The sequence below is a fragment of the Desulfovibrio sp. JC010 genome (genome assembly GCF_010470675.1).
Lineage (GTDB): Bacteria > Desulfobacterota > Desulfovibrionia > Desulfovibrionales > Desulfovibrionaceae > Maridesulfovibrio.
In genome coordinates this window covers 143,868-170,571 of record NZ_VOIQ01000009.1, presented here as the reverse complement: position 1 = coordinate 170,571, position 26,704 = coordinate 143,868, and the positions used below count along the sequence as shown (strand labels likewise).

At 50.7% G+C, this 26,704-nt stretch carries 24 protein-coding genes; 11 read left to right on the top strand and 13 right to left on the bottom strand.

Annotated features, from left to right (window positions below; genetic code table 11):
• The first annotated feature begins 32 nt into the window (after nt 1–32).
• The 4 genes from FMR86_RS12015 (at nt 33) to cbiB (ending at nt 7,107) form a co-directional block, all read left to right on the top strand.
• Entirely contained in the window at nt 33–2,354 is a 2,322-nt protein-coding gene (locus FMR86_RS12015; RefSeq protein WP_163351644.1) for an endonuclease MutS2, read from the top strand.
• Nucleotides 2,355–2,453: 99 nt separating this feature from the next.
• On the top strand, nt 2,454–4,193 hold the full coding sequence (gene dnaG, locus FMR86_RS12010; protein WP_163351643.1) for a DNA primase: 1,740 nt from the start codon (nt 2,454–2,456) through the stop codon (nt 4,191–4,193).
• Entirely contained in the window at nt 4,180–5,937 is a 1,758-nt protein-coding gene (gene rpoD / locus FMR86_RS12005; RefSeq protein ID WP_163351642.1) for an RNA polymerase sigma factor RpoD, read from the top strand. Before dnaG ends, rpoD begins: the two co-directional genes overlap by 14 nt.
• Before the next feature lie 210 nt (nt 5,938–6,147).
• Entirely contained in the window at nt 6,148–7,107 is a 960-nt protein-coding gene (cbiB, locus tag FMR86_RS12000) for an adenosylcobinamide-phosphate synthase CbiB (RefSeq protein ID WP_163351641.1), read from the top strand.
• A 223-nt stretch (nt 7,108–7,330) separates the two neighbouring features.
• On the opposite strand, the gene proC is transcribed toward cbiB, so the two are convergent.
• The 4 genes from proC to FMR86_RS11980 form a co-directional block, all read right to left on the bottom strand.
• Nucleotides 7,331–8,134, bottom strand: a complete 804-nt coding sequence (gene proC / locus FMR86_RS11995) for a pyrroline-5-carboxylate reductase (RefSeq protein WP_163351640.1) — start codon at nt 8,132–8,134, stop codon at nt 7,331–7,333.
• Between the two features lies 1 nt (nt 8,135).
• A complete protein-coding gene (gene ndk / locus FMR86_RS11990) occupies nt 8,136–8,555 on the bottom strand; it encodes a nucleoside-diphosphate kinase (RefSeq protein WP_163351639.1) in 420 nt (139 codons plus the stop codon).
• Nucleotides 8,556–8,640: 85 nt separating this feature from the next.
• Entirely contained in the window at nt 8,641–9,435 is a 795-nt protein-coding gene (locus FMR86_RS11985) for an ABC transporter ATP-binding protein (RefSeq protein WP_163351638.1), read from the bottom strand.
• Complete coding sequence (locus tag FMR86_RS11980; RefSeq protein ID WP_203544866.1) at nt 9,435–10,337, bottom strand: ABC transporter permease; 903 nt, start codon at nt 10,335–10,337, stop codon at nt 9,435–9,437. Before FMR86_RS11980 ends, FMR86_RS11985 begins: the two co-directional genes overlap by 1 nt.
• 318 nt (nt 10,338–10,655) lie before the next feature.
• Here FMR86_RS11980 and FMR86_RS11975 point away from each other — a divergent pair, with 318 nt between their 5' ends.
• Nucleotides 10,656–11,723: an asparaginase gene (locus FMR86_RS11975; RefSeq protein ID WP_203544865.1), complete on the top strand. Its 1,068-nt coding sequence runs from the start codon at nt 10,656–10,658 to the stop codon at nt 11,721–11,723.
• A gap of 69 nt (nt 11,724–11,792) precedes the next feature.
• On the opposite strand, the gene FMR86_RS11970 is transcribed toward FMR86_RS11975, so the two are convergent.
• The 9 genes from FMR86_RS11970 to dut form a co-directional block, all read right to left on the bottom strand.
• On the bottom strand, nt 11,793–12,743 hold the full coding sequence (locus tag FMR86_RS11970) for an ABC transporter substrate-binding protein (protein WP_163351637.1): 951 nt from the start codon (nt 12,741–12,743) through the stop codon (nt 11,793–11,795).
• A gap of 164 nt (nt 12,744–12,907) precedes the next feature.
• Entirely contained in the window at nt 12,908–14,161 is a 1,254-nt protein-coding gene (locus FMR86_RS20840; RefSeq protein WP_163351636.1) for a divergent polysaccharide deacetylase family protein, read from the bottom strand.
• A 17-nt stretch (nt 14,162–14,178) separates the two neighbouring features.
• Nucleotides 14,179–15,456: a S41 family peptidase gene (locus FMR86_RS11960; protein ID WP_163351635.1), complete on the bottom strand. Its 1,278-nt coding sequence runs from the start codon at nt 15,454–15,456 to the stop codon at nt 14,179–14,181.
• A 49-nt stretch (nt 15,457–15,505) separates the two neighbouring features.
• On the bottom strand, nt 15,506–16,630 hold the full coding sequence (locus tag FMR86_RS11955) for a peptidoglycan DD-metalloendopeptidase family protein (RefSeq protein WP_163351634.1): 1,125 nt from the start codon (nt 16,628–16,630) through the stop codon (nt 15,506–15,508).
• A 9-nt stretch (nt 16,631–16,639) separates the two neighbouring features.
• Nucleotides 16,640–17,293 carry an endonuclease III domain-containing protein gene (locus FMR86_RS11950; protein ID WP_163351633.1) on the bottom strand — a complete coding sequence of 218 codons (654 nt, stop codon included), beginning with the start codon at nt 17,291–17,293 and terminating at the stop codon, nt 16,640–16,642.
• Nucleotides 17,286–18,152 carry a 50S ribosomal protein L11 methyltransferase gene (locus tag FMR86_RS11945; protein ID WP_163351632.1) on the bottom strand — a complete coding sequence of 289 codons (867 nt, stop codon included), beginning with the start codon at nt 18,150–18,152 and terminating at the stop codon, nt 17,286–17,288. Before FMR86_RS11945 ends, FMR86_RS11950 begins: the two co-directional genes overlap by 8 nt.
• Before the next feature lie 126 nt (nt 18,153–18,278).
• Nucleotides 18,279–18,488, bottom strand: a complete 210-nt coding sequence (locus FMR86_RS11940) for a hypothetical protein (protein ID WP_163351631.1) — start codon at nt 18,486–18,488, stop codon at nt 18,279–18,281.
• 149 nt (nt 18,489–18,637) lie between these two features.
• On the bottom strand, nt 18,638–19,840 hold the full coding sequence (locus tag FMR86_RS11935; RefSeq protein ID WP_163351630.1) for an aspartate aminotransferase family protein: 1,203 nt from the start codon (nt 19,838–19,840) through the stop codon (nt 18,638–18,640).
• A gap of 26 nt (nt 19,841–19,866) precedes the next feature.
• Nucleotides 19,867–20,340 carry a dUTP diphosphatase gene (gene dut, locus FMR86_RS11930; RefSeq protein ID WP_163351629.1) on the bottom strand — a complete coding sequence of 158 codons (474 nt, stop codon included), beginning with the start codon at nt 20,338–20,340 and terminating at the stop codon, nt 19,867–19,869.
• Nucleotides 20,341–20,547: 207 nt separating this feature from the next.
• Between dut and glgP the strand changes: the two genes are divergently transcribed.
• The 6 genes from glgP (at nt 20,548) to yajC (ending at nt 26,654) form a co-directional block, all read left to right on the top strand.
• The gene (gene glgP, locus FMR86_RS11925) at nt 20,548–23,115 is read left to right on the top strand and encodes an alpha-glucan family phosphorylase (protein ID WP_163351628.1); all 2,568 of its coding nucleotides are present in this window, start codon (nt 20,548–20,550) and stop codon (nt 23,113–23,115) included.
• Between the two features lie 10 nt (nt 23,116–23,125).
• On the top strand, nt 23,126–23,812 hold the full coding sequence (locus FMR86_RS11920) for a thermonuclease family protein (RefSeq protein WP_163351627.1): 687 nt from the start codon (nt 23,126–23,128) through the stop codon (nt 23,810–23,812).
• Nucleotides 23,813–23,951: 139 nt separating this feature from the next.
• Nucleotides 23,952–24,959: a glutamate synthase-related protein gene (locus FMR86_RS11915; RefSeq protein ID WP_239057226.1), complete on the top strand. Its 1,008-nt coding sequence runs from the start codon at nt 23,952–23,954 to the stop codon at nt 24,957–24,959.
• A 3-nt stretch (nt 24,960–24,962) separates the two neighbouring features.
• Nucleotides 24,963–25,424 carry a 4Fe-4S dicluster domain-containing protein gene (locus tag FMR86_RS11910; protein WP_163351626.1) on the top strand — a complete coding sequence of 154 codons (462 nt, stop codon included), beginning with the start codon at nt 24,963–24,965 and terminating at the stop codon, nt 25,422–25,424.
• Nucleotides 25,411–26,118, top strand: a complete 708-nt coding sequence (locus FMR86_RS11905) for an FAD-dependent oxidoreductase (RefSeq protein WP_163351625.1) — start codon at nt 25,411–25,413, stop codon at nt 26,116–26,118. The genes FMR86_RS11910 and FMR86_RS11905 overlap by 14 nt, the downstream gene beginning before the upstream one ends.
• A 185-nt stretch (nt 26,119–26,303) precedes the next feature.
• Nucleotides 26,304–26,654 (top strand): preprotein translocase subunit YajC, encoded by a 351-nt coding sequence (yajC, locus tag FMR86_RS11900; protein ID WP_163351624.1) that lies wholly within the window; start codon nt 26,304–26,306, stop codon nt 26,652–26,654.
• Nucleotides 26,655–26,704: the final 50 nt, after the last annotated feature.

Sequence of the window (26,704 nt, the reverse complement as noted above, 5' to 3'; positions counted from 1 at the left end):
CGTGACCTAACACTTTTCTATATTGGAATCCCATGGAGCCAAGATCTCTCCAGCTACTTGAATTTCCGAAAGTACTGAATGTGCTTTCCGGCCACTCGGTTTCCACATCCGGTGCAGAGGCATGTCTTGCCCTGTCTCCCATGGATGATGCCGATTCCATTAATTCCACAGCAAGGTTTTTCAGACAGGGCCGGAATTTTGTCAAAGAAACAGGATTCAGGCTGGGCACCTTTCCTCCGCTGGAAGGTCTTTTCCAGTATCTGGTCAAGCCGAACAATGTGCTTGATGCCGATGCCCTTTACGCTCTGGTCCAGACTCTCGGGCAGGCCCGTACTCTCAAAGAGGCACTCGGCATTGCGGAGAAGCGCGAATGGGATACCATCCTTGCATTTCTCGAATCCGTAAGCTGGCCTGAAAAAACTTTCTCCGGTTTAAAACGCTGTCTCGATCAGGACGGGAATATCAAGGATGAGAGTTCCCCGGAACTTTATGATATTCGCCAGTCCATCCGTTCGCTGCACCAGCGTTGCTCAAAGAAAGTGCGTGATTTCATCCACGGTGAAGATATTTCCCGTTTTCTGCAGGATGATTTCATGACCATCACAAATGACCGCTACGTGCTGCCGCTGAAGACAAATTTCAAAGGCCGGCTGCAGGGGATCGTCCACGATTATTCCAACACCGGTGAGACCTGCTATTTTGAGCCCATGTTCCTCGTGGAACTGAACAACACCATGCAGGAGCTTAAGCAGCAGGAAAGGGCTGAAGAGCTTAAAATTCTGACCTACCTGACCGGGCTGGTGCGTTCCGAATACGACCAGTGCGAGGCTGCTTACGGTTTTCTGGTTGAATATGACGTGCTGCAGGCCAAGATAAATTTTGCTGAGTCCATGAATGGCGTGGCTGTGGATGTTCAGTCCGGTGCCGGTTTTGATTTGCGCGGTGCTCGCCATCCGTTGCTGGCAGCGGCCGAGGGCGGAGTTAACCCGCTCAATATCGAACTGCCCACGGAGCAGAAGGTTCTGATCATCTCCGGCGGTAACGCGGGCGGTAAGACTGTCTGCCTGAAGACTGTGGGCTTGCTTGCGGCCATGGCTTTCAGCGGAATTCCGGTTCCGGTGGAAAAAGGTTCTGTACTGCCGCTTTTCAAGGAAATTTTCGTCATCATGGGTGATGAGCAATCTCTTGAAGATAACGTTAGTACCTTTTCGGCTCAGATTCAGTCTATCAGTCGTATCTGGGAAGCCATGGATTCCTCGACCCTGTTCATTCTTGATGAATTCGGTTCCGGTACTGATCCGGCTCAGGGTGCGGCCCTTGCGCAGGCTGTTGTGGACGGACTGCTGGAAAACGGGGTGACCTGTTTTGCTGCCACTCACTTTCCGGCACTTAAAACTTATGCTCTGGTGACCGAAGGCGTGCGCGCAGCAAGCGTGCTTTTTGATCCTTCTACCAAGAAGCCTCTTTTCTCCATTGCCTACGATCAGGTCGGAGCTTCCATTGCGCTGGATGTTGCCCGCGAACACGGTTTTCCCGAATCGTTGCTGTCCAAGGCCGAGCAATATCTGCTCATGGAAGGTTCTGATTCCGGTTCGGTCATGAACAGGCTCAATGAGCTTGCGGTTAGCCGTGAGAAAGAGCTTGAGGAGATGGACCGTATCAAGGCCAAGCTGGAAGCAAAGCGCGCCAAGCTGGAAGAGAAGTTCGAGAAAGAACGTCTCACTGTGCTTGCCGATGTGAAAAAGCAGGCCCAGAATGTGCTCAAGGAATGGCAGGACGGCAAAATAGGCCGCAAACAGGCACTTAAAAAACTTTCCGAAGCCCGTGGAACCATCGGTGGCGATGATAAGCCTAAAGCCGATGTGAAGCCGTTCTCCTTTGATGATATCAAGGTCGGCAAACCGATTCTGAATATCAGCTGGAACCGCAAGGGTGTGGTCATTGAAAAAGATGAGCGCAAGAAGCGGGTCAAGGTTGATATGGACGGCGTTGCCATGTGGATTCCAGCTGATCAGCTTGGTCCTGTGGGCAAGAAAGCCGTGCAGGAAAAAGTGCGCCAGTCTGTTGAAAAGACAACCGGGAAGGCTGACAAAAAAGCCGCCAAGGGCGAAATGACCCTTAAGATTGACCTGCGCGGTAAGCGGGCCGATATGGCTATCAGCGAACTGGATCGTTTTTTTGATCAGGCACTGCTGCGCGGGGCTACCGAGCTTGAAATTGTCCATGGTCGCGGTACCGGGGCTTTGCGTCGTGAAGTACATATTTTTCTGGATGGCAATCCTGCGGTTGCCGGGTACAGCCTTGCTCCGGAAGACCGGGGCGGTGACGGCATGACTGAGGTTGAATTAGTATAGTGCAAATTATTGCAGGCCGTGCTATGGATTTGCAGGCTGTCATGATTGTGCATTATTTCAACTGCTTCGAATTGTTTCGACGGTGTTACGGAGGGACTTTTGGATAGAGCTGCCATTGAAGCCATCAAAGACCGTCTTGACATAGTCGATATCGTGCGCAGGTATGTGGAACTGAAACCTGTGTCCGGACGCTGGATGGGGCTTTGCCCTTTTCATAATGAAAAGACACCCTCATTCAGTGTGAATGGGGATGAAGGTTTTTTTTACTGCTTCGGGTGTCAGGCTTCCGGGGATATTTTTGATTTCTACTCCCATATCAACGGGGTGGAATTCAAGGAGGCACTGGAGCAGCTGGCAGCAGAAGCCGGGGTGGAGCTTACCCCGGGCAAAGTTGATCCGCAGGCGGCCAAAAGAAGCTCTGAACGTAAAATTTTCATGGATATGCATGAGCTGGCGGCAAAGTATTTCAGCCGTATGCTCAAGCTTCCTGAAGGGCGTGAAGCCCGGAAATATCTCGAACGCAGGGGAATGGATTCCTCGGTGATAGAGAGCTTCGGTCTGGGGTGCAGCACCGATGACTGGCAGGGATTGGAAAAGCATTTGGTTTCCAAAGGTTACACAACCGAACAGGGTGTCAAATCCGGACTTCTTTCCCAGAATGCCAAGGGACGCACTTATGACCGTTTCCGCGCAAGACTGATCTTTCCCATAACAAATTTATCGGGCAGGGTTATTGCTTTTGGCGGAAGAATAATTACAGAAGGAGAACCGAAGTATTTAAACAGCAGTGACACTCCCATCTACAAGAAGGGAGAACATCTGTACGGTCTCTCCACGGCCCGGAACTCTATGGCCAAGACCAAGCATGGATTGCTCACCGAGGGGTACATGGATGTCATATCCCTGCACCAGTTCGGTTATACAAATTCATGCGGGGTGCTGGGAACGGCACTTACCCCGGATCAGGTCAAGCGGCTTTCCGGGTTCTGTTCGAAAATAAGCCTCGTTTTTGACGGGGATGCCGCCGGGGTCAAAGCGGCCCTGCGCAGCACGGAAATGATTCTTACGCAGGGCGTGTCCTGCGGTGTAGTTGTCCTGCCGGACGGCGAGGACGTGGATAGTATCCTTCAGGCCCAAGGTGCTGAAGGATTTCAGGTGTTTTTGGATCAGGCCCGCGACGGCCTGGAATTCAGTCTGGAAACACTGCAGGCGGGGGCTTCGCCCCGTGAAGTTATGGATTGGGCGCAGGGGTTCCTGAAGAGGATGACCAGTGCGTCTTTACGTGCGTTTTATCTGCCCAAGGTCGCCAGCGGCCTCGGTGTGGCTGAAGCTGAATTAAGGTCGGTTTTTTCCGGTGCGCTCAACGCCCCGGTTCCGCAGCAGCAGAATCCTGTCCAGCAGGAACAACCCCGCGCTGCGGCTCCGGTTGGGGCACAGGTTAAAGATGATAAATATTTCTTGAGGTATGCGGTAAAGCATCCGGAGTATGTTGTCGAATTATCGGAAAGGGGAGTAGCTCAGGTCCTGACCTCGCACTGGGGCAAAACACTGTGGTCTAAAATTGCGGCTCACAGCGGGCAGGACATTATCCCCATGCTCGATGATTCTGAAAAAAGATTCTATGCCGGTTGTAGGATGGAGGAGGCTCTGTCCGGAGAGGAACTGGAAGATGAATGGCGACATGTCTGTAAGGTAATTGCCCGGCGGCGGTACGATATGGGCCGAAAAAAGCTCACCGATGCCTTGCGCCGTGCTCAGGCTCAAGGCGATACCGAACGCGTCAGCGCGTACCTCAAAGTCCTGAACGACTCTGTATGGAGGGATGATGAGCAACATTAAGGATATTCAGGCGATTAAAACTCTGATTTCCGAGGGTAAGAAACAAGGTTTTCTGACCTTTGAACAGTTGGGCAAGGCTCTGCCTGCCGAGTTCAACAAGGTTGATCAGCTTGATGATGTAATCAAGATTTTCGACCAGTTGAACATTGCGATCGTCAACACACCCGAAGATGGTAAAAAAATCATGGATGCGGGTGTAGATAGTGAAGAAGAAATCAATCTCACTGAAAGTGAAGAGGAAAGCGTAGATTACGTTTCCCGTTCCACAGATCCCGTACGCATGTATCTGCGTGAAATGGGTGCTGTGGGCCTTCTGGACCGTGAGGGCGAAGTTGTCATCGCCAAGAAAATTGAAAACGGCGAAATGGATGTTCTTTATGCACTGGTTGAAATTCCGGTTGCCATTGAAGAACTTATCAGCGTCGGTGAAGACCTTGACGAATCCCGCATCAAGCTGAAGGACGTCGTTAAAACCATTGAGGAAGACGACCCCAGCGAAGATGAAATGAACCAGCGCCAGCGCGTTATTTTCCTGCTGGACGAAGTCAAGAAGCTCTACGATAAGAAAAGAGGCTTGTATTACAAGCTTGACGACTGCGCTACTCTCGAGAAGAAGGTTGCCAAGCAGCAGAAAGAGATTGTTGCCTACAAGCAGGATATTGTTGAAAGACTGCGTGACATCAAGATCGAAAAGACTCTCGTTGACCAGATCATCGAGACCGTGGGCGACTACGTAAGGCAGATGCATAACTGCCAGCGTGACCTTTCCGCCTACATCCTCTCCACCGGGAAAACCCAGCAGGAGATCAAGGATCTTTTCAAACAGATTGATGAACGTGAAATCAACCCTGTTGCCGCTTCAGACGAACTTGGTCTGACTGTGGACGAACTTTTTTCCTTTAAGGAAATGATTTCCGGTAAGATGGAAATTCTGGTCCGCCTGCAGGATAAATGCTGCCACAATGTGCACGATCTTGAAGAAGTGCTCTGGCGTATCAAGCATGGTAACCGCAGTGCAATGCGCGCCAAGCAGGAACTTATCCGCGCCAACCTGCGTCTGGTTGTCTCCATTGCCAAGAAATACACCAACCGCGGGCTGCAGTTCCTCGACCTGATTCAGGAAGGTAACATCGGCCTGATGAAAGCGGTTGATAAGTTTGAATACCAGCGTGGATACAAGTTCTCCACCTATGCGACCTGGTGGATCAGACAGGCCATTACCCGCGCTATTGCGGATCAGGCCCGTACCATCCGTATCCCGGTCCATATGATAGAGACCATCAATAAGTTGATCCGTACTTCCCGTTACCTCGTGCAGGAACTGGGACGCGATCCTTCCCCGGAAGAAATTGCGGAACGTATGGATTACCCGCTTGAAAAAGTTAAGAAAGTTCTTAAGATTGCCAAGGAACCCATTTCCCTTGAAACACCCATCGGTGATGAAGAGGATTCGAGTCTCGGCGATTTTATTGAAGATAAGAAGGCTGCCGCGCCTGCCGAAGAGGTGGTCAGCACCAAACTCGGCGAGCAGATCGCGACCGTTCTTTCCGACCTTACCCCCCGTGAGGAGCAGGTCCTGCGCAAGCGGTTCGGTATCGGCGAAAAATCCGACCATACTCTTGAGGAAGTCGGTAAACTGTTCAACGTTACCCGTGAGCGTATCAGGCAGATTGAGGCCAAAGCACTCAGGAAGCTGCGTCATCCTGTACGCAGCGCGCTACTGCGGTCTTACTACGAGAATTAAAATAAAAGAGCGGTACGGATTGTTGTCCGTGCCGCTTTTTTATATACTGGAAAGCCAGCAAGCTTCCGGTCCTGTGGGAAGAACCGGAGGCGGGGCATTTATTGTCCTTGTCAAAGGATGGAATAGTGAGGTTCCGGCCCCCGGCTGTCCCTGTGTGCCTGAAATATAATTTCAGGCCGAAACGCTTTAAGATTTGAGGATAAATATCTGATGGACAATTCTACTGTTTTGTTTCTTGTACCTATCATTGCACTTGTTCTGGATATCTTTGTAGGAGATCCTAAGTGGTTTCCCCATCCGGTCCGTTATATCGGCATGGCTCTCGACAAGTACAAAAACTGGGTTTACTCCACCGGCATGTCCCGTAAAATTATGGGCGGTGTAGGTGTATTGGTTTTCGCAATAGTCGTCTGGAGCGTGCTGAAGATTTTTCTGGCAATTCCCTTTATCGGCGTGCTGGTTGCCATTTACCTTGCTTATGCGGGTCTGGCGCTCGGTTCCCTGCTCAGCGAGCTCAAGAATGCTGCTTCCCTGCTGGACAGTGGCCGCACCGAAGATGCACGTAAAGCAATTGCCGAACTGGTCAGCCGTGATGTATCCGAGCTGGACGAAAACGGTCTGCGCAAGGCTCTGGCTGAATCCACCAGTGAAAACCTGAATGACGGTTTTGTTGCACCTTTCTTCTACCTCGTGGTCACCGGACCTGCAGGTATGTGGGTTTACAAGACTATCTCCACTATGGATTCCATGTGGGGCTACAAGAATGAAGAATACAAGGATTTCGGTTACTACGCAGCAAAGGCTGACGATATCCTCGCTTTCATTCCCGCGCGCATTACCGGTTTTATGATGCTGGCAGCAGGCCGTATCATGAAGCTCGATTGGCAATCCACCTACGATAACCTGATCACCGATGCCAACAAGACCGAAAGCCCCAACGCCGGCTGGTCCATGGCTCCCGCAGCATGGCTGCTCGGTGCTCCCATGGGCGGCAAGGCTACCTACTTCGGTGAAGAAAAGGAAAAGCCCGTCATCGGACCCGAGTCCGGCGAATGGACTTCCCTGAAGCTGAAGAGACTCGGTTCCCTTGTTTTCACCACCGCAATCTTCACTGCCGTACTGCTCGACATCTACTTTGTAATGGTCTGGGCTTCTCAGGTAGTACACTAGAAATTAATCAGCCCATAAAGCTGACAGCAAGCCGGAATTCCGCAGAGCGGGATTCCGGTTTTTCGTGCCAATAAAAAAGGAGACTTGATCAAATCAAGTCTCCTTTTCTATTTTAATATGTATGCCTTACCAAGCTAGCCCATATCAAAACTACTAAAAGGTTTTGAAGAGTCCAGAGAAACTTTTGCAAAAGTTTTTCTGGCCCCCGGAGGGCCGCCGGAGGCTACTTTTTCCCGAGTTCCACACTGCGCTCATAGCTTTTGCGAACCGCATCAATGATATTGGCGCGGGTGGCAGTACGGTCCAGATGTACGAGGGCTTTAACGGTTGTTCCTCCGGGGGAGGTTACCATTTCACGCAGTTGGCTGACGTGGAATTTGCTTTCCTGTGCCAGCTTGGTGGAGCCTTCAAACAGCTTGTTGACCATGGCTGTGGCCTGATCGCGGGGGATGCCCAGCTCAACCGCGGACTCGATCATGGCTTCAATGAAATAGAAGACATAAGCGGGACCGGACCCGATAACCCCGGTGAAAGCATCGAACTGGCTTTCTGCCAGCGCGTATACATCTCCGAGGGGGGTGAACATGTCGCGGGTGAAGTTAGCCTGTTCATCGCTCAGGTGGTTGTCATCAAGACATACTGCGAACACGCCCGCATTAACCAGCGCGGGGGTGTTGGGCATAACCCGGACAACAGGGCAGCGGTTTTCGCAGCAATCCTTGAGCTTGTGCACGGTCAGGCCGGCGGCAATGGAGATAACGCATTTGGACTCATTAAGCTCAGGTGCGATTTCTTCCAGAACTGCGGGAGCGTGCTGTGGTTTGACCGCCAGCACGATGAAGTCGGATTCCTTGGCAAGATCGCGGGGAGTCTCACATTGAATGAGCCCGGTCTCTTCGGCAAGGGCGTTCAGTGCCGTTTTGTTCAGGTCGGAACCAAGCAGGTTGATGCTGTCATCGCCGGCCATTCCTCTGATTATGGCGGCGCCCATGTTGCCTGTGCCGATAAATCCAACTTTTTTAGTCATATTAGTTTACCATTTCGAGGCTGCTGAAGAAGTAGGGTACTTCGATAGCTGCGGTTTCGGGTGCATCAGAGCCGTGGCATGCGTTTGCTTCGATTCCTGCGCCGAAAGCCTTGCGGATGGTACCTTCTGCTGCTTCATTGGGGTTGGTGGCACCCATGAGGTCGCGGTAACGCTTGATGGCGTCTTCGCCTTCAAGAACGGAAACCACGCAGGGGCCGGAAACCATGAACTCAACCAGTTCGCCGAAGAAAGGACGCTCTTTGTGAACAGCGTAGAAACCTTCAGCCTGTACTTGAGTCATGTGGATCATCTTGGTTGCTTTGATCTTCAGGCCTGCGTCGGTGATCATTTTAAGGATGTCACCGATTTTACCGTCTTTAACTGCGTCAGGCTTGATGATGGAAAAAGTAAGTTCGCTCATTGTTTAAGTCCTCCAAGTGTATTCTTTTTTGCGGATTTTCGCATTTCTCAGGTTGCCCTGAATCGGGAAGTTCATGCTGCAGCGGTCAGGAAAAAAGCATCCTGTCCGTGGCTACATCCTCGCCGCGAAGGGAGTAGAACCGATCCAGAAGATCTTCCACTTTCAGCCCCTTCTTCTCCTTCCCGGAAATATCCAAAATTATCATGCCCTGATGGAACATGATCAATCTGTCGCCCATGTTGATGGCCTGATTCATGTTATGGGTAACCATAAGCGTGGTCAGGTTGTCACGGCGTACAACGGCGTCGGTTATATCAAGAATTTTGCGTCCTGTCTTGGGGTCAAGTGCCGCTGTATGCTCGTCCAGTAATAAAATGTCCGGGCGCGTCATTGTAGCCATGAGCATGGTTAAAGCCTGTCTCTGACCACCGGACAGTAATCCAACCTGATCTGCAAGCCTCTCTTCCAGTCCCAGACCGAGGGTCGAAAGCTGCTCCCGGAACAAGTCCCGGTCACGTGCTTTTACGCCCAGCCCCAGCCCCCTTCGTTTGCCTCGTTTGAGGGCTAGGGCCATGTTCTGTTCAATGGAAAGGGAGCCGCAGGTACCGAGCAGCGGGTCCTGAAATACCCGGCCCAGATTGGCAGCCCGTTTGTGTTCAGGCCAGCGGGTCACGTTCTTGCCTGCAATGGAAATGGTTCCGCTGCTGAGCATGAAAGTCCCGGCGATTGAGTTAAGAAAAGTTGATTTTCCGGCTCCGTTGGAACCGATGACGGTAATGAATTCTCCGGCATCAACCTTGAGGTCCACGCCGCGCAGGGCCTGCACTTCGTTGACGCTGTCCGGGTTGAAGGTCTTGGCTGCTTTATCGACTCGTAACATTAGGCAGCCCTCCTTTTGAGTAAACCGGATTTAATCTGCGGAGAAACTAACGCCACCACGACCAGTGCGGCGGTAACAAGGTTAAGGTCGCTGGGAGTGAATGCAAAATCGCCCAAACGTACACCAAGGGCCAGCGCGATGGCAATGCGGTAGACAATGGAGCCGAGCAGGGCGGCCAGCATGGCTCGGGTTACGTTGGGCTTGCCGAAAAGGGTTTCCCCGATGATGACCGAGGCCAGCCCGGCAATGATGGTCCCGATGCCCATGTTCACGTCCGCAGCACCCTGATTCTGGGCCACCAGTGCGCCGGAAAGGGCAACCATGCCGTTTGAAAGACCGACTCCGAAGATGATCATCATATCGCGGTTTACGCCGAGACTGGTGATCATTTTGGGGTTGTCCCCGGTGGCTAGCATTGCCAGTCCGAAAGATGTCTTCAGAAACCAGATCAGTGCCAGTAGAGCACCGCCGGAAATAATCGCGAAAAGTATGGGGGTGGAAAAGTGGGGCGGGAGTCCACTCAGCTCAATGAACTGGTCGATGAGGGTGTCCTCGCCGAGCAGGGTCATGTTTGGCCTGCCCATGATGCGGATATTTATGGAGTAGAGGGAGATCATGGTCAGGATGGATGCCAGCAGGTGCAGGATTTTGAATTTGGTATTCAGGATTCCGGTTACCGCCCCGGCAATGAACCCGGCTCCCACAGCCATACTCATGCCTACAAGGGGATGGTAGCCGTTGCTGATGGCCACAGCAGAAACCGCAGCTCCCAGCGGCAGACTGCCGTCCACAGTAAGGTCTGGGAAATCAAGTACCCTGAATGTGAGGTACACACCTAAAACCATGAGCCCGAAAGCAGTCCCCTGCTCAATGGCCCCCATAAATGCATATAAGCTGATCATGAGTCTATGCCGCCTCCGGCGGCCGGAAATGAAAAAGTTACTTAAAAAAGACGGACTAATGTCAATGTTTGATATTTTAAGAGGTTGCGGAGATCAGTCCGCAGCAATCCGTCGGGGCATTATGTAAATCAAAACAGAGTGGTTTTACAAGGGTAAACAGGCTTTAAATTTTATTGATAATTTTGATTTATACACAGTGCAGATGCAAAGATTTTTTAATTGGATTATGTTCAAATAAGTCTTGAGCATATTTAATTATCCGCATGGAGGTTGGAAGGCATGGATTCTATTGCTGCACATATGAACGGGAGATTTTTTTTGCGTATTCGTATTGGGTTTGCTGTCTGCTTTTTGGGGACTTTATTGTTCCTGTCTCCTGTATTGGCCGGGGATAAGTGGAATGCAGAGCTGCCCAATATTGTTATTGTCTCTACCGGGGGAACCATTGCCGAAAAGACAGATCCGAAAACCGGGGGGGCTGTTCCCGCTCTTTCGGGTAAAGAACTTATTGCCGCCGTGCCGGGGCTGGCTGAGATTGCCAATGTCAGTGTTCAGCAGCTGTGCAATATTGACAGTTCTCAGATGACTCCGGAAATCTGGGGCAGGCTGAGTCGTAAAGTTAATGAGTTGCTGGCAGATGATAAAGTTGATGGCGTTGTTGTCACCCATGGGACCGACACCATGGCCGAAGGGGCGTATTTTCTGGATTTGACAACGAGAAGCGATAAACCGGTGGTTTTTACCGGGGCCATGAACGATGCATCCAGCGCAAATCCCGATGGCCCCGGAAATATCATGAATGCCGTAATTCAGGCTGCGTCCGTTGAAGCCCGGAACTGGGGGGTGACTGTCACCCTGAACAGATACATCAATTCCGCACGGGCGGTGCGCAAGACCCAGACCATAAATATGCAGACTTTCATGTCCGGCGAAAAAGGATATCTGGGATACATTTCCGGAAAGAAGATATACCGCATTAATGAGCGGGTCCATCGTCAGTATCTGCCGTTGCCTAAAAAGCTGCCGAAGGTGGTCTACATTGCAACCTATGCAGGTGCGGACGGTTCTCTTGTGCTGCATGCGGTTGATTCCGGTGCAAAGGGGCTGGTTGTTGACGGGGTTGGAGCCGGAAATGTTAATAAGGCGGTTTATGAAGCTATCAAGTATGCATTGTCCCGCAAGGTTGCGGTCATAATTTCTTCTTCCGTATACTATGGTGCTGTTGAGCCTGTTTACGGCGGGCCGGGAGGGGGAAAGACTTTGTCGGATGATGGCTGTATTCTGGCGGGAAATCTTAAGGGCCACAAGGCCAGATTGCTGCTCATGCTCGGATTGGCGAATTATGGAAATGATTCTGAAAAGTTGAAAGAGCTGTTCGATAATTAACCTGCCTCCGCAAAACAAAAAAGGCGTGGAAAATTCCACGCCTTTTTATTGGTGTCATGTTGTAAATATTTATTTGATGATTTTGTCAGCCCGTTCCATGACCTGCTTGGGAATCTTTACTCCCATTTTAGCGGCTGCTTTTTCATTTACGAAGAGGCGCAGGTTCTGGAGGGTTTCAACCGGCATATCCGCAGGTTTGGCTTTGCCGCCGAGCAGACGGGCGGCCATGTCAGCGGTCTGCAGTCCCATACGGTAGTAATCCACAGCCAGTGCGGCCACGGTTCCGCGTTCTACTGAATCTGTATCGGCAGAGAAGATGGGCAGTTTGTTCTGGCGACAGACCTTGATGGCTGCTTCAAGACCGGAAACTACAGTGTTGTCCAGCGGGATGTAGACAGCGTCACATTTGCCCACAAGGCTTTTGGCAGCCTGATAAACTCCGCTGGAGTTGGCAATGGAAGCTTCCTCTACCTTGATGTCGAAATCCTTGCAGATTTCCTTGAGCATATTGGTCAGTACGATGGAGTTGGCTTCACCTGCATTGTAGATGGTACCGATGGTTTTGACCTCAGGCATGAATTCCTTGATCAGCTCCACCTGACGCAGAACCGGGCTCATATCGGTCATACCGGAGATGTTTTTACCGGGCTGCATGAGGCTTTTTACCAGCCCTGCGGCAACGGGATCGGTCACACCGGTGAAAAGTACGGGAATGTCTTTGATCTTCTGGGCAACCGCCTGTGAAGAAGGGGTGGTGATGGTCAGAACCAGATCGGGGCTTTCGCCTTTGATCTGGTTGGCAATCTGGATGTTGGTGGCCTGATTGCCCTGAGCTATATGCTCATTGTAAATTACATCATATCCGGCCTCTTTAAGGCGGTCTTTAAAACCGTCCCTCATGGCGTCGAGAGAGGGGTGCTCTACAATCTGGGAAATAGAAACAGTGTAAGTCTGGGCGGAGTGGATTACGGGAACCGTAACCATGAACAGCAGTACGAGAAATAGGAGGATTTTTTTCATCCTGATACAACCCTTTATTAAATAATTATTTATTAAATCGAATCTGCCCTTAAAATGACACTTAAGTCAAGACAGGAACAAAAATATTTTTTACAATTATAGATTTAGCCGCAGATTTGAATCGCAGCATCATTTCATTTCCGGGACGAACTTGTGGCAGCCGACTAGCTGTTGGGACGCAATGAACTTACCGGAACAATCCTGATCTTGCCTCTGTTCTCGGCAACCCATTGGCGGATGGCCTTAAGGGTTTCGTGGTTCGGATGTCCGATAGCAATGGCCTGCCCCCTTTTACGGGCGATTTTGGCGGTCTTGGAAAGCTGGTATTTGATGGCCCTCACATCCTTGACGTTATCGAGGAAAATGTTGCGTTCGTAGAAGGTTACTCCTGCTTTGGAGGCGGCCTTGCGCCCTGCGCTTTTGGGAGTGGTCCGGCTGTCGAGGAAGAAGAGGTGCTTCTTATGCAACTGGGTCATAACCACGCCCATTCCGGTGTAGAACTCGGTAAAGCGGGAACCCATGTGGTTGTTCAGACCTGTGGCTCCGGGCACTTTTGCGATTGCCGCAAGGGTGATTCTGCTGATTGAATCAGCGTCCATTTTCATCAGCAGGGCATCTTTACCGGGGTTTACCTTGGGATAGCCCTTGGGTTCCATGGGCAGGTGGACCATGATTTCATTGCCGCTTTTTTTGGCGATGGCGATGGTTTTCTTTACATGGGAACTGTTGGGCCAGATGGAAAAGGTGATTTTTGCATCCAGTGCGGCCAGTCCTCGGGCAAGCCCCAGATCTTCGCCCATGTCATCAATGACGATGGCCATTTTGGGAGCATTGGGGTCAAGTTTGACCGGGGCGGTTTTTTGCTTCTTTATCTTGGGGGTGAAGATGGAAAACCTGTGGGTGGGCACACCGTTGATACTGATCATCCAGCTGTTATCCGCCACTTCATGCAGGCTGGCGTTAAGTGCAGTGGATTCCAGCCCTTTCTGTACATCGGCAAGAAATATCTTCTTGTCGCCGGATACAGGGAAGCTGAGTTGCTGGAAGTGGTAATCCCGTCCCTGATGCTTTTTCAGGGATACATCTTCCAGCCGCAGGTCGCTCATGGAAATATTTGCGGCCTTAAGGGTGTTGATCAGGCTTAGGTCAATCTGCTTAACCAGATCATCAAGGTCGTCTTCCATAGGTTCTTCGTAGAGCTGTACAGGAGCGGCAGCAGTCTTTTCGCCGGAAACATCGCTGGAAGCATTGCTGTCCGGTGAAGGAGCAACAGCCAAAGCAATTATCAGGCATAGAGCTGCCGCAAAGACAACGGTCAGGGCAGCAATGGTGACAGGCTTGGAAAGACGAGCCCGAAATCCCGGTTGGGTTTCCGGGATTTCGGGCTGTTCGTTTTGTTCGGGATTGTTCTGATCCACTTTGCTAAACCTTAATTTTACTTGATTTCTTTCAGGCGGGGAAGCTGCTTCACCATCTGCAGTGCCAGTCGGAGCTGGTTATCTCTTTCAAGCATTTTCTTGGCTTTATCATCCTGTGCTTTATCTTCTTTTTTGTCCTTGCCGTTGTTTTCAAGATGACGGCTGAGGTCTTTTTCGCGCAAGATGAAGCGGTCGTCTTTGTCTTTTTCTGCCGCCGGGGCAACAAAGGGGTAGACGATGTCAGGATTAATACCCTCGGCCTGAATGGAGCGGCCGCTGGGGGTGTAGTAAAGAGCGGTGGTCAGCTTGATGCCGGACCCGTCAGCCATAGGGATGATGGTCTGTACCGAACCTTTACCGAAGGTCCGTTCGCCGATCAGCAGGGCGCGGTCATGATCCTTGAGCGCACCGGCTACAATCTCGGAAGCGGATGCGGAACCGGCGTTGATCAGGGTCACGATGGGTACGTGAACGTCAGTGGCCTGTTCATCTGCCATGAAATCCTTGCGGCTGGCTTTGTTTCGGCCTTCAATGTAAACGAGCAGTCCGTCATTGATGAAAGTATCAGCAACGGATACCGCCTGAGTGAGCAGTCCGCCGGGGTTATTACGCAGGTCGAGAACAACACCTTTGAGGGTGTGTTTTTTCTTGTACGCGCGCAGGGCTTTATGCATTTCGCGGGTGGTGTTTTCGTTGAATCTGGTCAGTCGCAGGTAGAGAATACCGTCACCCAGAGCCTGACTTTTGGCACTGATGATGGGGATGGTGTCGCGGGTGATGGTTATCTTTTCAGGCTTGTTGGCATCCTTGTGCAGGATGGTCAGGATAACGTCAGTACCGCGCTTGCCTCTGATTTTCCCTACAGCTTCCATGAGCGAAATAGACTGGGTGGATTCACCGTTGATTTCAAGAATGAGGTCTCCTGCTTTGAGGCCCGCCTTGTAAGCCGGGGTGTCCTCAATGGGGGAAATAACGGTCAAGCGTCCTTTCTCCATGCTGATTTCAATGCCGATGCCGCTGAATTCACCGCTGGTGGATTCCTGCATTTCTTTGAAATCATCAGTGGAAAGAAAAGTGGAGTGCGGGTCGAGCTGTTCGAGCATGCCCTTTACAGCATCATCTACAAGTTCTTTGCGGGAGATGTCGTTAACGTAATTATGTTCCACCAGATCAAGCACCTGCGAAAATCTGCGCAGGGGTTCAAAACGGTTTTCATCAACAGCTTGTGTCGGTTCCGGTGCAACGGAGATTACGAAAAGTGAGACTATCGCAATCAACCACAAAGTTTTTCTCATTTGTTCCTCCAGCGTGGTGGGTGCTGTATCTTGCTCAAGTTATTATACATTAATAGCGGGCAAGCCATTTTTGCGGGTTAACGGGTTTCTGATGAAAACGCAATTCAAAATAGAGGCCCGTTTCTTTCAAGTTAGGGTAATACCCTGTTTTACCGATAATTTCATCCTTTTCGACCTCCTGACCCGTTTTTACGAAACTTTCGGCCAGATAGGCGTAAAGAGAGTAGTAGTTGTAGCCGTGATAAATAATCACAACCCGCCCGAAGCCCCGGAGCGTATCGTTATGCACGACCTTGCCCCAGAAGATTGATTTTACATCAACATTTCCGGCGGTCTGGATTCCGATGCCCCGCACAGGCGGTTTGGCGGAAGGTTTGAACCGGACTCTGGTATCCCCCTCGCATGGGCGGGGTAAGGACCCTTTAAAATTAGCAATTTTTTTGCTGGTCAGGCTCTTGAGTCTGTAATTCAGTTTGTTGATTGTATCAAGAAGCCCTTTGAGTTCCTGTTCATGGCTGATTTTAAGCGCGCGGATGGATTTTATTCCGGCCAGCAGGCTCAGTTTGTCTTTAAGCAGAGAGTCTTTAGTACCATTGATTTCGGCCAGTTTGGCTTCTGCCTTTACACGCAGGTCCCGCTGGACTTCAAGGTTGTCGGAGATTTCGTCAGCCTTTTGCTGAGCTTTATCCAGTTCGACCTTAGTCTCCTTGTACAACGAGGCCAGCCAGACGAAATTGCGGTCCGCCTGTTCCCAGTCGTCCAGTGATCCGAATTTGTTTTCAAGTTTGCGGGAGTGAACCGGCCAGAGTCTGGTCAGCATGGATTTCAGTTTATCGACAATTTCATCAAGTTCGCCTTCAAGAACCCGTTGGTCCGCTTTGGCTGCCTGTTCATCTTCCATGATGCCTGCAAGATCGTCTTCCTGCCGGAAAAGTTCCCGTTCCACATCTGTGATACGGTCCTCAATGGCCGCAAGCTCGCCGAACATGGAACGTTCTTCGCGGGTCAGCTTAAGCAGTTCCTGTTTTTGCTGCTTGACGGTCTGTTTGGTGTCCTGAATCTCGCCCTTCAACCTGTCCACAGTGGAATCCGCAGAAACACACACAGCCCCGCAAAGCATGAGCAATGCGCAGGCAAAGATGATCAGGTGTGTTTTGGCAACCATTCGGGACATAAGCTGAAATCAGTTTTCCAGAAATTTGCCCAGCGGGCAGTTTTCACAGTCAGGGTTTGATTTTTTACACCATTCTTTGGCTGTGCGTACAATCAAGGCATGATATTCATTGTACATTTTAACGTCGGGATCAAGCACATCCATGAAATATTCCTGCAATTCATGGTAGTCGATATCTTCATGAACCAGCATATGGCGGTTGAAAATCCTGCGCGTGTATCCGTCAACCACAAATACAGGTTTATTCAGCGCGTAAAGCAGTATGGAATCTGCTGTTTCCGGACCGATCCCGTTGACAGCCAACAGTTTTTCGCGAAGTTCAAAGGTCTCCGCATCTTCCAAGTCTGTGATACACCTTGCAGAATTATCGTCAAGGAAATCAAGGAAATTATTTAATCTTACCGCTTTCATACGGAAGAATCCTGAAGGCCGGATCAGTTCCTGCAATTCCTCCATGGAAAATTTACGCAAGCCCTGCGGGTGCAGTCCATCATTAGCCCTGAGATTGTCAATGGCCTTTTCCACGTTAACCCAGTTGGTATTCTGGACCAGAATAGCACCCACGGCGATTTCGAACGGGCTTTCACCCGGCCACCAGTGCGAAGGACCTAATCTCTCGGATAGGGCCTTATAGTATTCTATTAATGTTTGTTCTCTATTCATCTGTAGAACTTACATTTCTCCACAATAAGCCTGCCCATTCACCCATGGTGAAGATTTCTGGAGCGGGCAGTCCTGCCTTGATGTACTCTGCAGCTACTTTTTCGGCCTGTTCTACTAAAATACCGGAAAGGATCAGGATGGAGTTTTCCTTGAGGCGCGCGGTCACGTCCGGGCAAAGCTCGATGAGCGGACCGGAAAGGATGTTGGCAACCACCAGTTCGTATTTGAGCTTGGGATCGATGGAGTCGGCAGAGCCTACGGAAAGGATGATGCCGTCAACAGCGTTGTTGTCGATATTTTCCTGTGCGCAGACAATGGACTGCGGATCGATATCCACACCGACACCTTTCAGGCCCAGTTTGGCAAGTGCGATGGCGAGGATGGCGGACCCGGTACCGAGATCGAAAAATTCCATGTCTGAGTTGAGCTTGCCTTCTTCGGCCAGCTTGCTGATCAGCTCAAGACAGAGGGCGGTAGTGGGGTGGCCGCCTGTGCCGAAAGCCATTTTCGGTTCGATGATGATGTGATCTTTGCCTGCGGTCTTTTTTTCCAGCAGCCACGGGGGCAGGATTTCGAACTGCCCGCAGGTGACGGGTTCGAAATAATCCTTCCATGCAAGACCCCAGTTTTCGTCTTCGATTTCTTCGCCCACACATCCGGCATGGGGCCAGCGGGATTTGATCTCTTCCACGATCTCCACGCCAAGGGGATGGTCTTCCAGATGGATGGTGTAAAAAATGGAATCGTCATCAAGCGGCTTTTCTTCCCAGCCGTGGGCCACGCGTGCGCCGAGGTAAACCTGACATTCATCGCTTTCAAGCTCGGTAAGGGTGAACTGGATTCTGAGCAGTTTAGGCATTGAAGTTCCTTATATCGGGATCAAGTTTGTTTGATTAATGTTTATCGTTTTCGAAATAGCAGTACATGAAAAAGCCCAAGTACTAAAGCTAGTATTTGGGCTTTTAAAGTTTATATTTAATGTCCGCTAAACAATACGGTCAATGAGATTGCCTTTGCCTGTCAGGCTGTGGATGGCCTTATCTACAATCTGCTGCTGCTCTGTTTCATGCAGGTGCATGGTGGGCGCATCAATAGAATCCGGGAGCGCGTCCGGTCTTTCCGTCGGCAGCCACGGTTCTATGCTGGTGTCTCGAACACCGCCCTCTACAGGGGTAGCAAGTGCAACATCATTCATTATAAAGAAGCCTCCGGCGGCTCTCCGAGGGCTTAAACCCTTTTCCAAAAGGGTTTAAGAATCCCAAAACGTTTTAATAGTTGGGTTCCGCCCATTGCTGTAAGTTTTTACCTAAGTTTAAATTAGGCATCAAACTTGATTTGGTCAAGCTAAGCCTGCTTTGCCAGCAATCCTTCCAGAGCTTCGAGAAAGGCGACAAGGTCTTCCCGGTCAATGGTCAGAGCTGGAAGCAGCCTCAGGATTGTGCCCTTGGTCAGGTTGAGGATGAAGCCCTGTTCACGCAGTTCGTTGAATATTTCACTGCCGTCAAAGCTCAGTTCCACTCCGAGCATGAGGCCGAGGCCACGCACGGATTTGATCTTGCCGGGATATTTGTCCTGAAGCTTGCCTGCTTCGGACTTGAAGAAATCGCCCAGATCTGCTGCGCGCTGAGCCAGCTTGTCTTCGGTCATGATGTCGATGACCTTTGATGCGACCTTGGAGACCAGTGCACCGCCGCCGAAGGTGGTGGCGTGGCTGCCGGGGGTGAATCCTTTGGCAACTTCCTCGGTTGCCAGCATGGCGCCCATGGGCAGGCCGTTGGCAAGGGCCTTGGCGGAGGTGAAAATATGCGGGGTCACTCCGTAATGCTGGTGCGCCCACCATTTTCCGGTTCTGCACAGGCCGGACTGCACTTCATCCACAATAAGCAGTATGTCGTTCTCTGTCACCAGTTCGGTAACGGCTTTTACGTAATCCTCGGGCAGGGGTTTGATGCCGCCTTCACCCTGTACCATCTCGATCATGACCGCAGCGGTTTTTTTGCTGATGGCGGATTTGAGGGTGTCAACATCGCCTGCGGGGACATATTTGAATCCTTCCGGCAGGGGAGCGAAGCCGTCCTTGATGGGGCCGGTCTGTCCGGTGGCGGTCAGGGTGGCAAGGGTCCGACCGTGGAAGGAGCCGTCAAGGGTGATGATTTCAAAAGCGTCCCTTTCCTTAACGGTGCGCATGTACCGTCTGGCCAGCTTGATGGCCGCTTCGTTGGCTTCCGCACCTGAGTTGGAAAAGAAAACTTTATCCGCATCGCAGGTGGCGAGCAGTTTTTCTGCCAGTTCCACCTGTTCTTCCTGATAAAAAAGGTTGCTGACCTGCACCAGTTTACGGGCCTGCTCTGCCATTACGTCGGCGAGGTCGTCCCGGCAGTGGCCGATATTGACCACGGAAATTCCGGAAAGCAGGTCGATGTATTCTTTGCCGTCAATATCCCAGAGTCTGGAACCTTTGGCTTTGCATACGTTTACGGGATACCTTCCGTAAGTGTTGCAGATGGATTTCTGTTCGGCAGCTACAAGTGTATCGTGTTTACTCATGATATTATTTTATTTCAGTGGATGATTTAGTTTTTGCCTGTATGCCCGAATCCCCCGGCACCTCTGGTTGTGTCGGAAAGTTCTTCGCTGGGAGTCAGCAGGGCATGGCAGTAGGGCATGAAAACGAGCTGTGCAATGCGTTGTCCACGCTCAATTCGTCGTTTCTCGCCTGATGTGTTGAGCAGGGAAACTTTGATCTCTCCACGGTAGTCAGGGTCGATTACGCCGACTCCCTGACTGACGGTAAGTCCGTCCTTGGTGCCCAGTCCGCTGCGGGAATAGATAAATCCGGCAATGCCCGGTGCGGTGATCTCAATGGCTATTCCGGCGGGGAAGGCATATCTTCCGCCCGCTTCGATCTCCACGAAATCTTCTTCAATGCAGGCACGCAGGTCCACCCCTGCGGAATTGGGGGTAGCGTAGTCCAGCCCTCCTTCACGGGCGGTCTCACTGAGGAATTTTACTTTTACTTCAACTGGATTGGATTGGGTGGGATTCATTTTCTTATCCTTGAACAAGTGATATTTTGAAGAGGCAGAATGCTCTTGTAAGTCAAATGTGTCAACTTTCTATCCGGATAATTGCCAAACTGTCTTGAAATGTTAACCTGAATAAGGCAAATAATAAAAAGAAGTGTAAAAGGTTCGGGCTTTCTGATATATTCGGTTAATCATCCCGTATCTAATTAATATTTTAAGGAGATAAGTATGCAGCCGCTTCGCGTTTACAGCGTCGTTCCACGTCTGCCCAGTCAGCTCAAAGAGCTTTGGGACTTGGCATATAACTTTCTTTTTGTCTGGAACAGCGACATTGCCAGTATCTTTTCCTCTATTGATCAGGTTCTCTGGCGTGATTGCCAGCAGAATCCGGTAAAGTTCCTGAACAGCCTGCCCCAGCAGCAGCTTGAGGAACTCGCTAATGATGATTTTTTTGTGCAGCGTCTCAAGGAAGCCGCCAAAGTTCAGAGAAGTTACCTTGCACGTGAAGGTTGTTCCTACAAATTTGACGGTGCCCGGAAAGGTGATCCTGTTGTGGCTTATTTCAGTTTTGAATACGGCATCGGCCTCAGTCTGCCCATTTATTCCGGAGGATTGGGGATTCTTGCCGGGGACCACCTGAAATCAGCAAGCGACCTGAACATTCCGCTGATCGGGATCGGCCTGTGCTATCAGCACGGTTATTTCCGGCAGTACATGACTCAGGACGGCTGGCAGCAGGAGCGTTATCCCAGCCATGATTTTGAGGAAATGTCTATCAAAGCCGCCAAAGATAAAGACGACAATGAGGTCAAATTTACCTTGGATATGAAAGGTGAGCCTCTGCATGTCAAAGTCTGGTATGTGGAAGTCGGGCGGGTGACCCTTTATCTGCTTGATACCAATATTCCCGAAAACCCGACTTATTTCCGCAACATTACCGCGCGACTGTACGGCGGTGATCTTGAAATGCGTCTCTGGCAGGAGATCCTGCTCGGCATCGGCGGGGTCAAGGCCCTTGCCGCTCTCGGGCTTGAGCCGAGCGTTATTCATATGAATGAAGGACATTCCGCTTTTGCAGGTCTTGAGCGTATCCGCATTTTTATGACCGAACACGGTTTATCTTTTGAAGCGGCCATGGAAATGGTTGCTTCCTCAAGCATCTTTACCACCCACACCCCGGTTCCTGCGGGTAACGACCGTTTTCCCGCAGATTTGATGCGGCCGTATTTTGAACCTTATGCCCAGACCATGGGGCTTGCTTACAAGGTTTTTCTGTCTCTTGGACGTGAAGACCCGCGTGATGATGCGGAGCAGTTCTGCATGACCGTGCTGGCCCTGAAACTTTCCCGTTTTAATAACGGTGTATCCAAATTACATGGTCATGTTTCCCGGAATATGTGGCAGAAGGTATGGCCGCAGTATCCGGTGGAAGATGTACCCATCGGGGCTATTACCAACGGCGTGCATATGCCCACATGGGTGGCTACTGATTTCTCTCTGCTTTTTGACCGCTACCTCGGTCCGAACTGGCGTGAGGACCCGGATTGCGCAAGAGTATGGAGACAGACCGATAATATTCCCGATGCCGAACTCTGGCGCACCCACGAAAGGCTCAGAGAGCGTCTGGTGGATTTCGTGCGTAAGCGTCTGCGTCGTCAGCTGATGAATATCGGGGCGCGGCGCAAGGAAATCGAGCTTGCGGATGAAGTGCTCGATCCCCGTGCATTGACCATCGGTTTTGCGCGCAGGTTTGCTACCTACAAGCGTGCGGGGCTTCTGTTTAAAGATAAGGAACGTCTGATTAAGATAATTTCAGACTCCAAGCAGCCGGTGCAGTTTATTTTTGCAGGTAAAGCCCATCCGCAGGATAACGGCGGTAAAAAGCTCATTCAGGATCTGATCCAGTTCTGCCGCCGTGAAGAATGCCGCATGAGTCTTGTCTTTCTTGAAGACTATGACATGAAGATCGCCAATTACATGGTTCAGGGCTGCGATATCTGGCTGAATACTCCGCGTCGTCCCTTGGAAGCCTGCGGAACCAGCGGCATGAAGGCCATGGCTAACGGTGTTCTTCAGTTCAGCACCCCGGACGGCTGGTGGGATGAAGCCTACCTGCCTGATAATAGCCTCGGCTGGGCCGTTGGGCGCGGTGAAGATTACAACGATCATGAATATCAGGATTTTGTGGAGAGCCAGACCCTTTACAGAGTACTGGAAAATGACATAATCCCTGAGTTCTATGACCGCGGCCACGGCAGCCTTCCCCGCAGCTGGATTGCCAAGGTTAAGAAGGCGTTAAGGATTCTGGGACCGGAATTCAACGCCAACCGCATGGTGGAAGATTATACTGAAAAGGCTTACCAGCCCGCATTCAGCAATTACAACACCATGCATAAGGACAACTTCCAGGGAGCCAAGGATCTGGCTGCATGGAGAATGGAAGTAATGACCAAGTGGTCCAGCCTGAAGGTCCGCAACATTACTTCGGAAGTTCATACCGATATATATGTGGAAGAGCCGATCATCATTTCAGCTGAGGTTTTTCTTAACGGTTTGACCCCGGATAATGTGCAGGTGGAAATCTATGCCGGACCGGTAGGGCAGGATGGTAAATTTGCCCGCCGAAATACCGTGATCATGACTCCTGAAGAAGATATGGGCGGCGGCTGGCATGTTTATCAGGGCGAAGTTCTGCCCAATGAGGCCGGAAGGTTCGGTTATACCGTACGTATCCTGCCCAAGCATGAGCTGCTGCTTGATCCTCATTCTCTCGGACTCATCCACTGGGCACAGTAAAAGGATTTGAATGCCGAAAGTCAGAATTAAAAATAGCAATTCACGAAGCGGGGTCCTTAAGGGCCCCGTTTTCTTTTTTGTACTGTGCTGCCTGTTTTTCAATGCGGCAACAGCTTCAGCTTTTGAGGCCAGGGTTCGTTACGTGATTGACGGCGATACATTTGTTCTTGCTGACAACAGACATGTACGAATTGCCGGGATCGATACCCCGGAAATCGGGCGGGACGGCAAACCGGACCAGTATTATGCCCGGCAGGCCAAGGCCATGCTCAACAAGCTGATCCTCGGCAAACGGGTGCGCATTGAACCTGCCGGAAAAGGCAAAGACCGCTACAAACGTATAATCGGCTGGGTATACGTGGATAATCTCTTTGTGAACAAGCGTATGATCCGCAAGGGTGCGGCTTTTTACTATTTCCACAAAGGCAATGACCGCGGCAAACAGAAATTGCTTCTCCAAGCGCAGCGAAACGCCTATAAAGAAAAGAAGGGGTTCTGGCCGGTTGTCAGCAAATTGAAGAAATTCAACAAACCGTGGGTAGGCAATAAAAAAAGCCGCCGCTGTTTTTTGACCGGAGACAGATATGCCGAAAAGATCGGCAGACTGAACAGGGTAAAATTTTCCAGTCTGGGCGAAGCTTTTTATGAAGGCTACTCACCCGCAAGACATCTAAATTTTTGGCCTATTGTAAAGTGATTTCAGTTAACTAAATATTGAACAAACTTAATAGCGAAGCTAAATAAAAGGTTTTGGGATTCTTAAACCCTTTTGCAAAAGGGTTTAAGCCCCCGGAGGGATCGCCGATAGGCCCCTCGGAGAGCCGCCGGAGGCATTCTTGCTTTTCAGAAAAATAACAAATTCTTTCCCGCAATTCCGCATAAAGCGTGACCCGGAGTTGTGCATTAATTGCAGGGGCTGCATCAACCAGTGCTCTTACGAAGCGCACTTCTGGAATAACGCACGGGGAAGACTCGCTCATGACAACAGCAAATGTATCGGCTGTCTGCGTTGTGCGGCAATGTGTCCAACCGGGGCTTTGTCCATTCAGGCCGAAAGCGGGATGTCTGGAAATCCGTCTATATTTAAGCCGGAGTTTTCATTTCACCGGGAGCGTCTGCTGCTTGATTGCGGGCAACCCGGCTCTGCTCATGGCGGTCCGGGCACTCCGACAGGTCCTTCCGGATTCTTTGTTTTGGGCGAGACCTCCCGGAAAATATTTAATCCCAACCTGCAAAAAGCAATGGAAATGGCAGCTGAAAAGCTCGGTGTTGTCTGTAATCCTGCGCAGGCTGTAAAGTTATTCCCGTCACACAATGTTGCCGAAGTCGCAGTTGCTGAGGTCTGTAACGGGGCGAAGCAATTGAGTCTTGAATACTCGGACGCTAGAATTCCCGGTATGCCCATGGAGCTTGCTTTAGCCTGTGTGGATAAAAGGCTGCGTCAGGAAGGGCTGCGCTCAAATGTTTCGTTGATTGCCGGAGGATATCTTCGGTGCAGTACGGATGTGCTTAAGATCATCGCCCTTGGAGCAGATGCAGTAAATATCGGAGAAGCCGCCTTAGCTGCTGTCGGTTGCACCCTTTGCGGGCATTGCCATACAGGAAAATGCCCGTGGGGGATTGCGACCAACGATCCTAAATTGCGCAAGCGTCAGAACCCGGAAGTTGGAGCGGAGCAGATTACAGATTTAGTTTACCGCTGGTCGCGGGAAATTGGAGAAATGCTCGTTGAAATGGGGGTGGATTCACATAAAAAATTGTGTGGCGACAGAAGCAAGCTGCGGGCCGTGGGGCTGTCTGAAAATGCAATGGAAATTTTAGAAGTAAAGCACGCGGGTCAATAAATAATGAAACGAATTTATCCAGATAAAGAGTATTGCATGGGCTGCGGCCTGTGTGAGCTGGCCTGCCTGACCGCTCATAGCGAATCCGGGGATTTGATTCAGGCATATACCCGCGAGCGGGCTGACGGTTTGCAGTCACGCAAAATTTTATTGGAAAATGAAGAGTGCAGTGTTGCGCTCAGTTGTAGACATTGTGCGGAACCGGAGTGTGTTCCGGTTTGCAGTTCCGGTGCGCTTTATAAAGATGAGGTTACCGGAATCACGGCTTACGATGTTGAGAAATGTACGGGCTGCTGGTCCTGCCTCATGGCTTGTCCTTATGGAGTAATCCGGCGCGATAAATATAATGATAAGATTATCAAATGCGACCTCTGTTCCGGCAGGGAAAACGGCCCGGCCTGCGTGGAAGCCTGTCCCAACCGTGCCTTGAAATTTGAGGAGAGACAGATCCATGAAGGGTGCTGATATCTACAATTTGGACGGCGTTGAGGATGTTGTCCGGCTTGAGGAAGTTGCAGCAAAGATCAAAAGGGCGGTTGTGCTTGGTGGCGGTGTTATAGGATTGCAGGCGGCCCAAATGTTTCATAATCGCGGTGTTGAAGTTGCTGTAATTGAAAGCGGGCAGCGTGTGCTTCGTGGTGTTTGCGATGCGCAAGGGGCGGAGCTTGCCGCAAGACGTATGCGAGAAGCCGGGGTGATCATCCGTTGCGGTGCAGAAGTTAAGGATATTATCCGTGATAAAGAAGGGGGCTTGCGCGGAGTACTGCTGAAGGATAAGAGTTTTTTGGAGGCCGGAGCCGTTGCGGTTTCCGGCAGTGAAGATAATCCGGCACTGTCCATGGTTTCCAGTACTTTATTCGGCCTGCCGCTCATGTGTATGGGGGAGGTCGATCCGGAGGATGGTGCTCCCGGTTATGAGGCTTGCGTCTTTTTTGATGAAGAAAAACAGATTTACCGCAAGCTGGTTTTTAAGGATCAGCGGCTTGCGGGGTATGTTCTGGCGGGCGATATTGATTGCGCCGGGGTGTACACATCATTTATCAAATTCAAAATTGAAATTGACGGGCGGATAAAGGAAAAATTATGCGCTGGAAAACCGGACGTGCTTCTCTGGCCGGATGATTTTTTTGAAAAAGTTTGGAATCCGAAAAATGGTTAATTATCCCGGGTAGTTCTTTTTAAGGCTTTATTGGCGGTTGGGGTGCGGAAATTGTTGCATATTTATATTAATTCTTTTATTGATCATCAGTTGTAATTGTCATTAAGGGCTCCCGTGCCCGGACGCAGATGTTCAGGCAGCGGGGGGATTGTTTTATTTATACACAGTCTTTTCAGGAGGACGTAATGTTTTTTGCAGATATCGCTCATGCGATGGGTGCAGCCGGACAGCAGGCCCAGGGCGGGCCTATGGGCGCACTCGGTTCTTTTCTCCCTCTCATCCTCATGTTTGCAATTTTCTATTTTCTGCTCATCAGACCGCAGCAGAAAAAAGCCAAAGAGCACAAAGCAATGCTGGATGCAATCCAGAGGGGTGACCGTGTTCTTACCGCAGGCGGTATCTACGGCCGCGTAACCGCCGTTGATGGCGATGAGCTGACCGTGGAACTTGCTGAAGGCCTTCAGGTCAAAGTAGAAAGATCTTTTGTTTCCAATCTCGCAAATGCTGCGAAGAAAGAAGAAAAGAAAGATAAATAATCTTTTTGTGTAGTGAAGCCTATCAAGGCAAGTCGCTTTTCGGTTAAGCC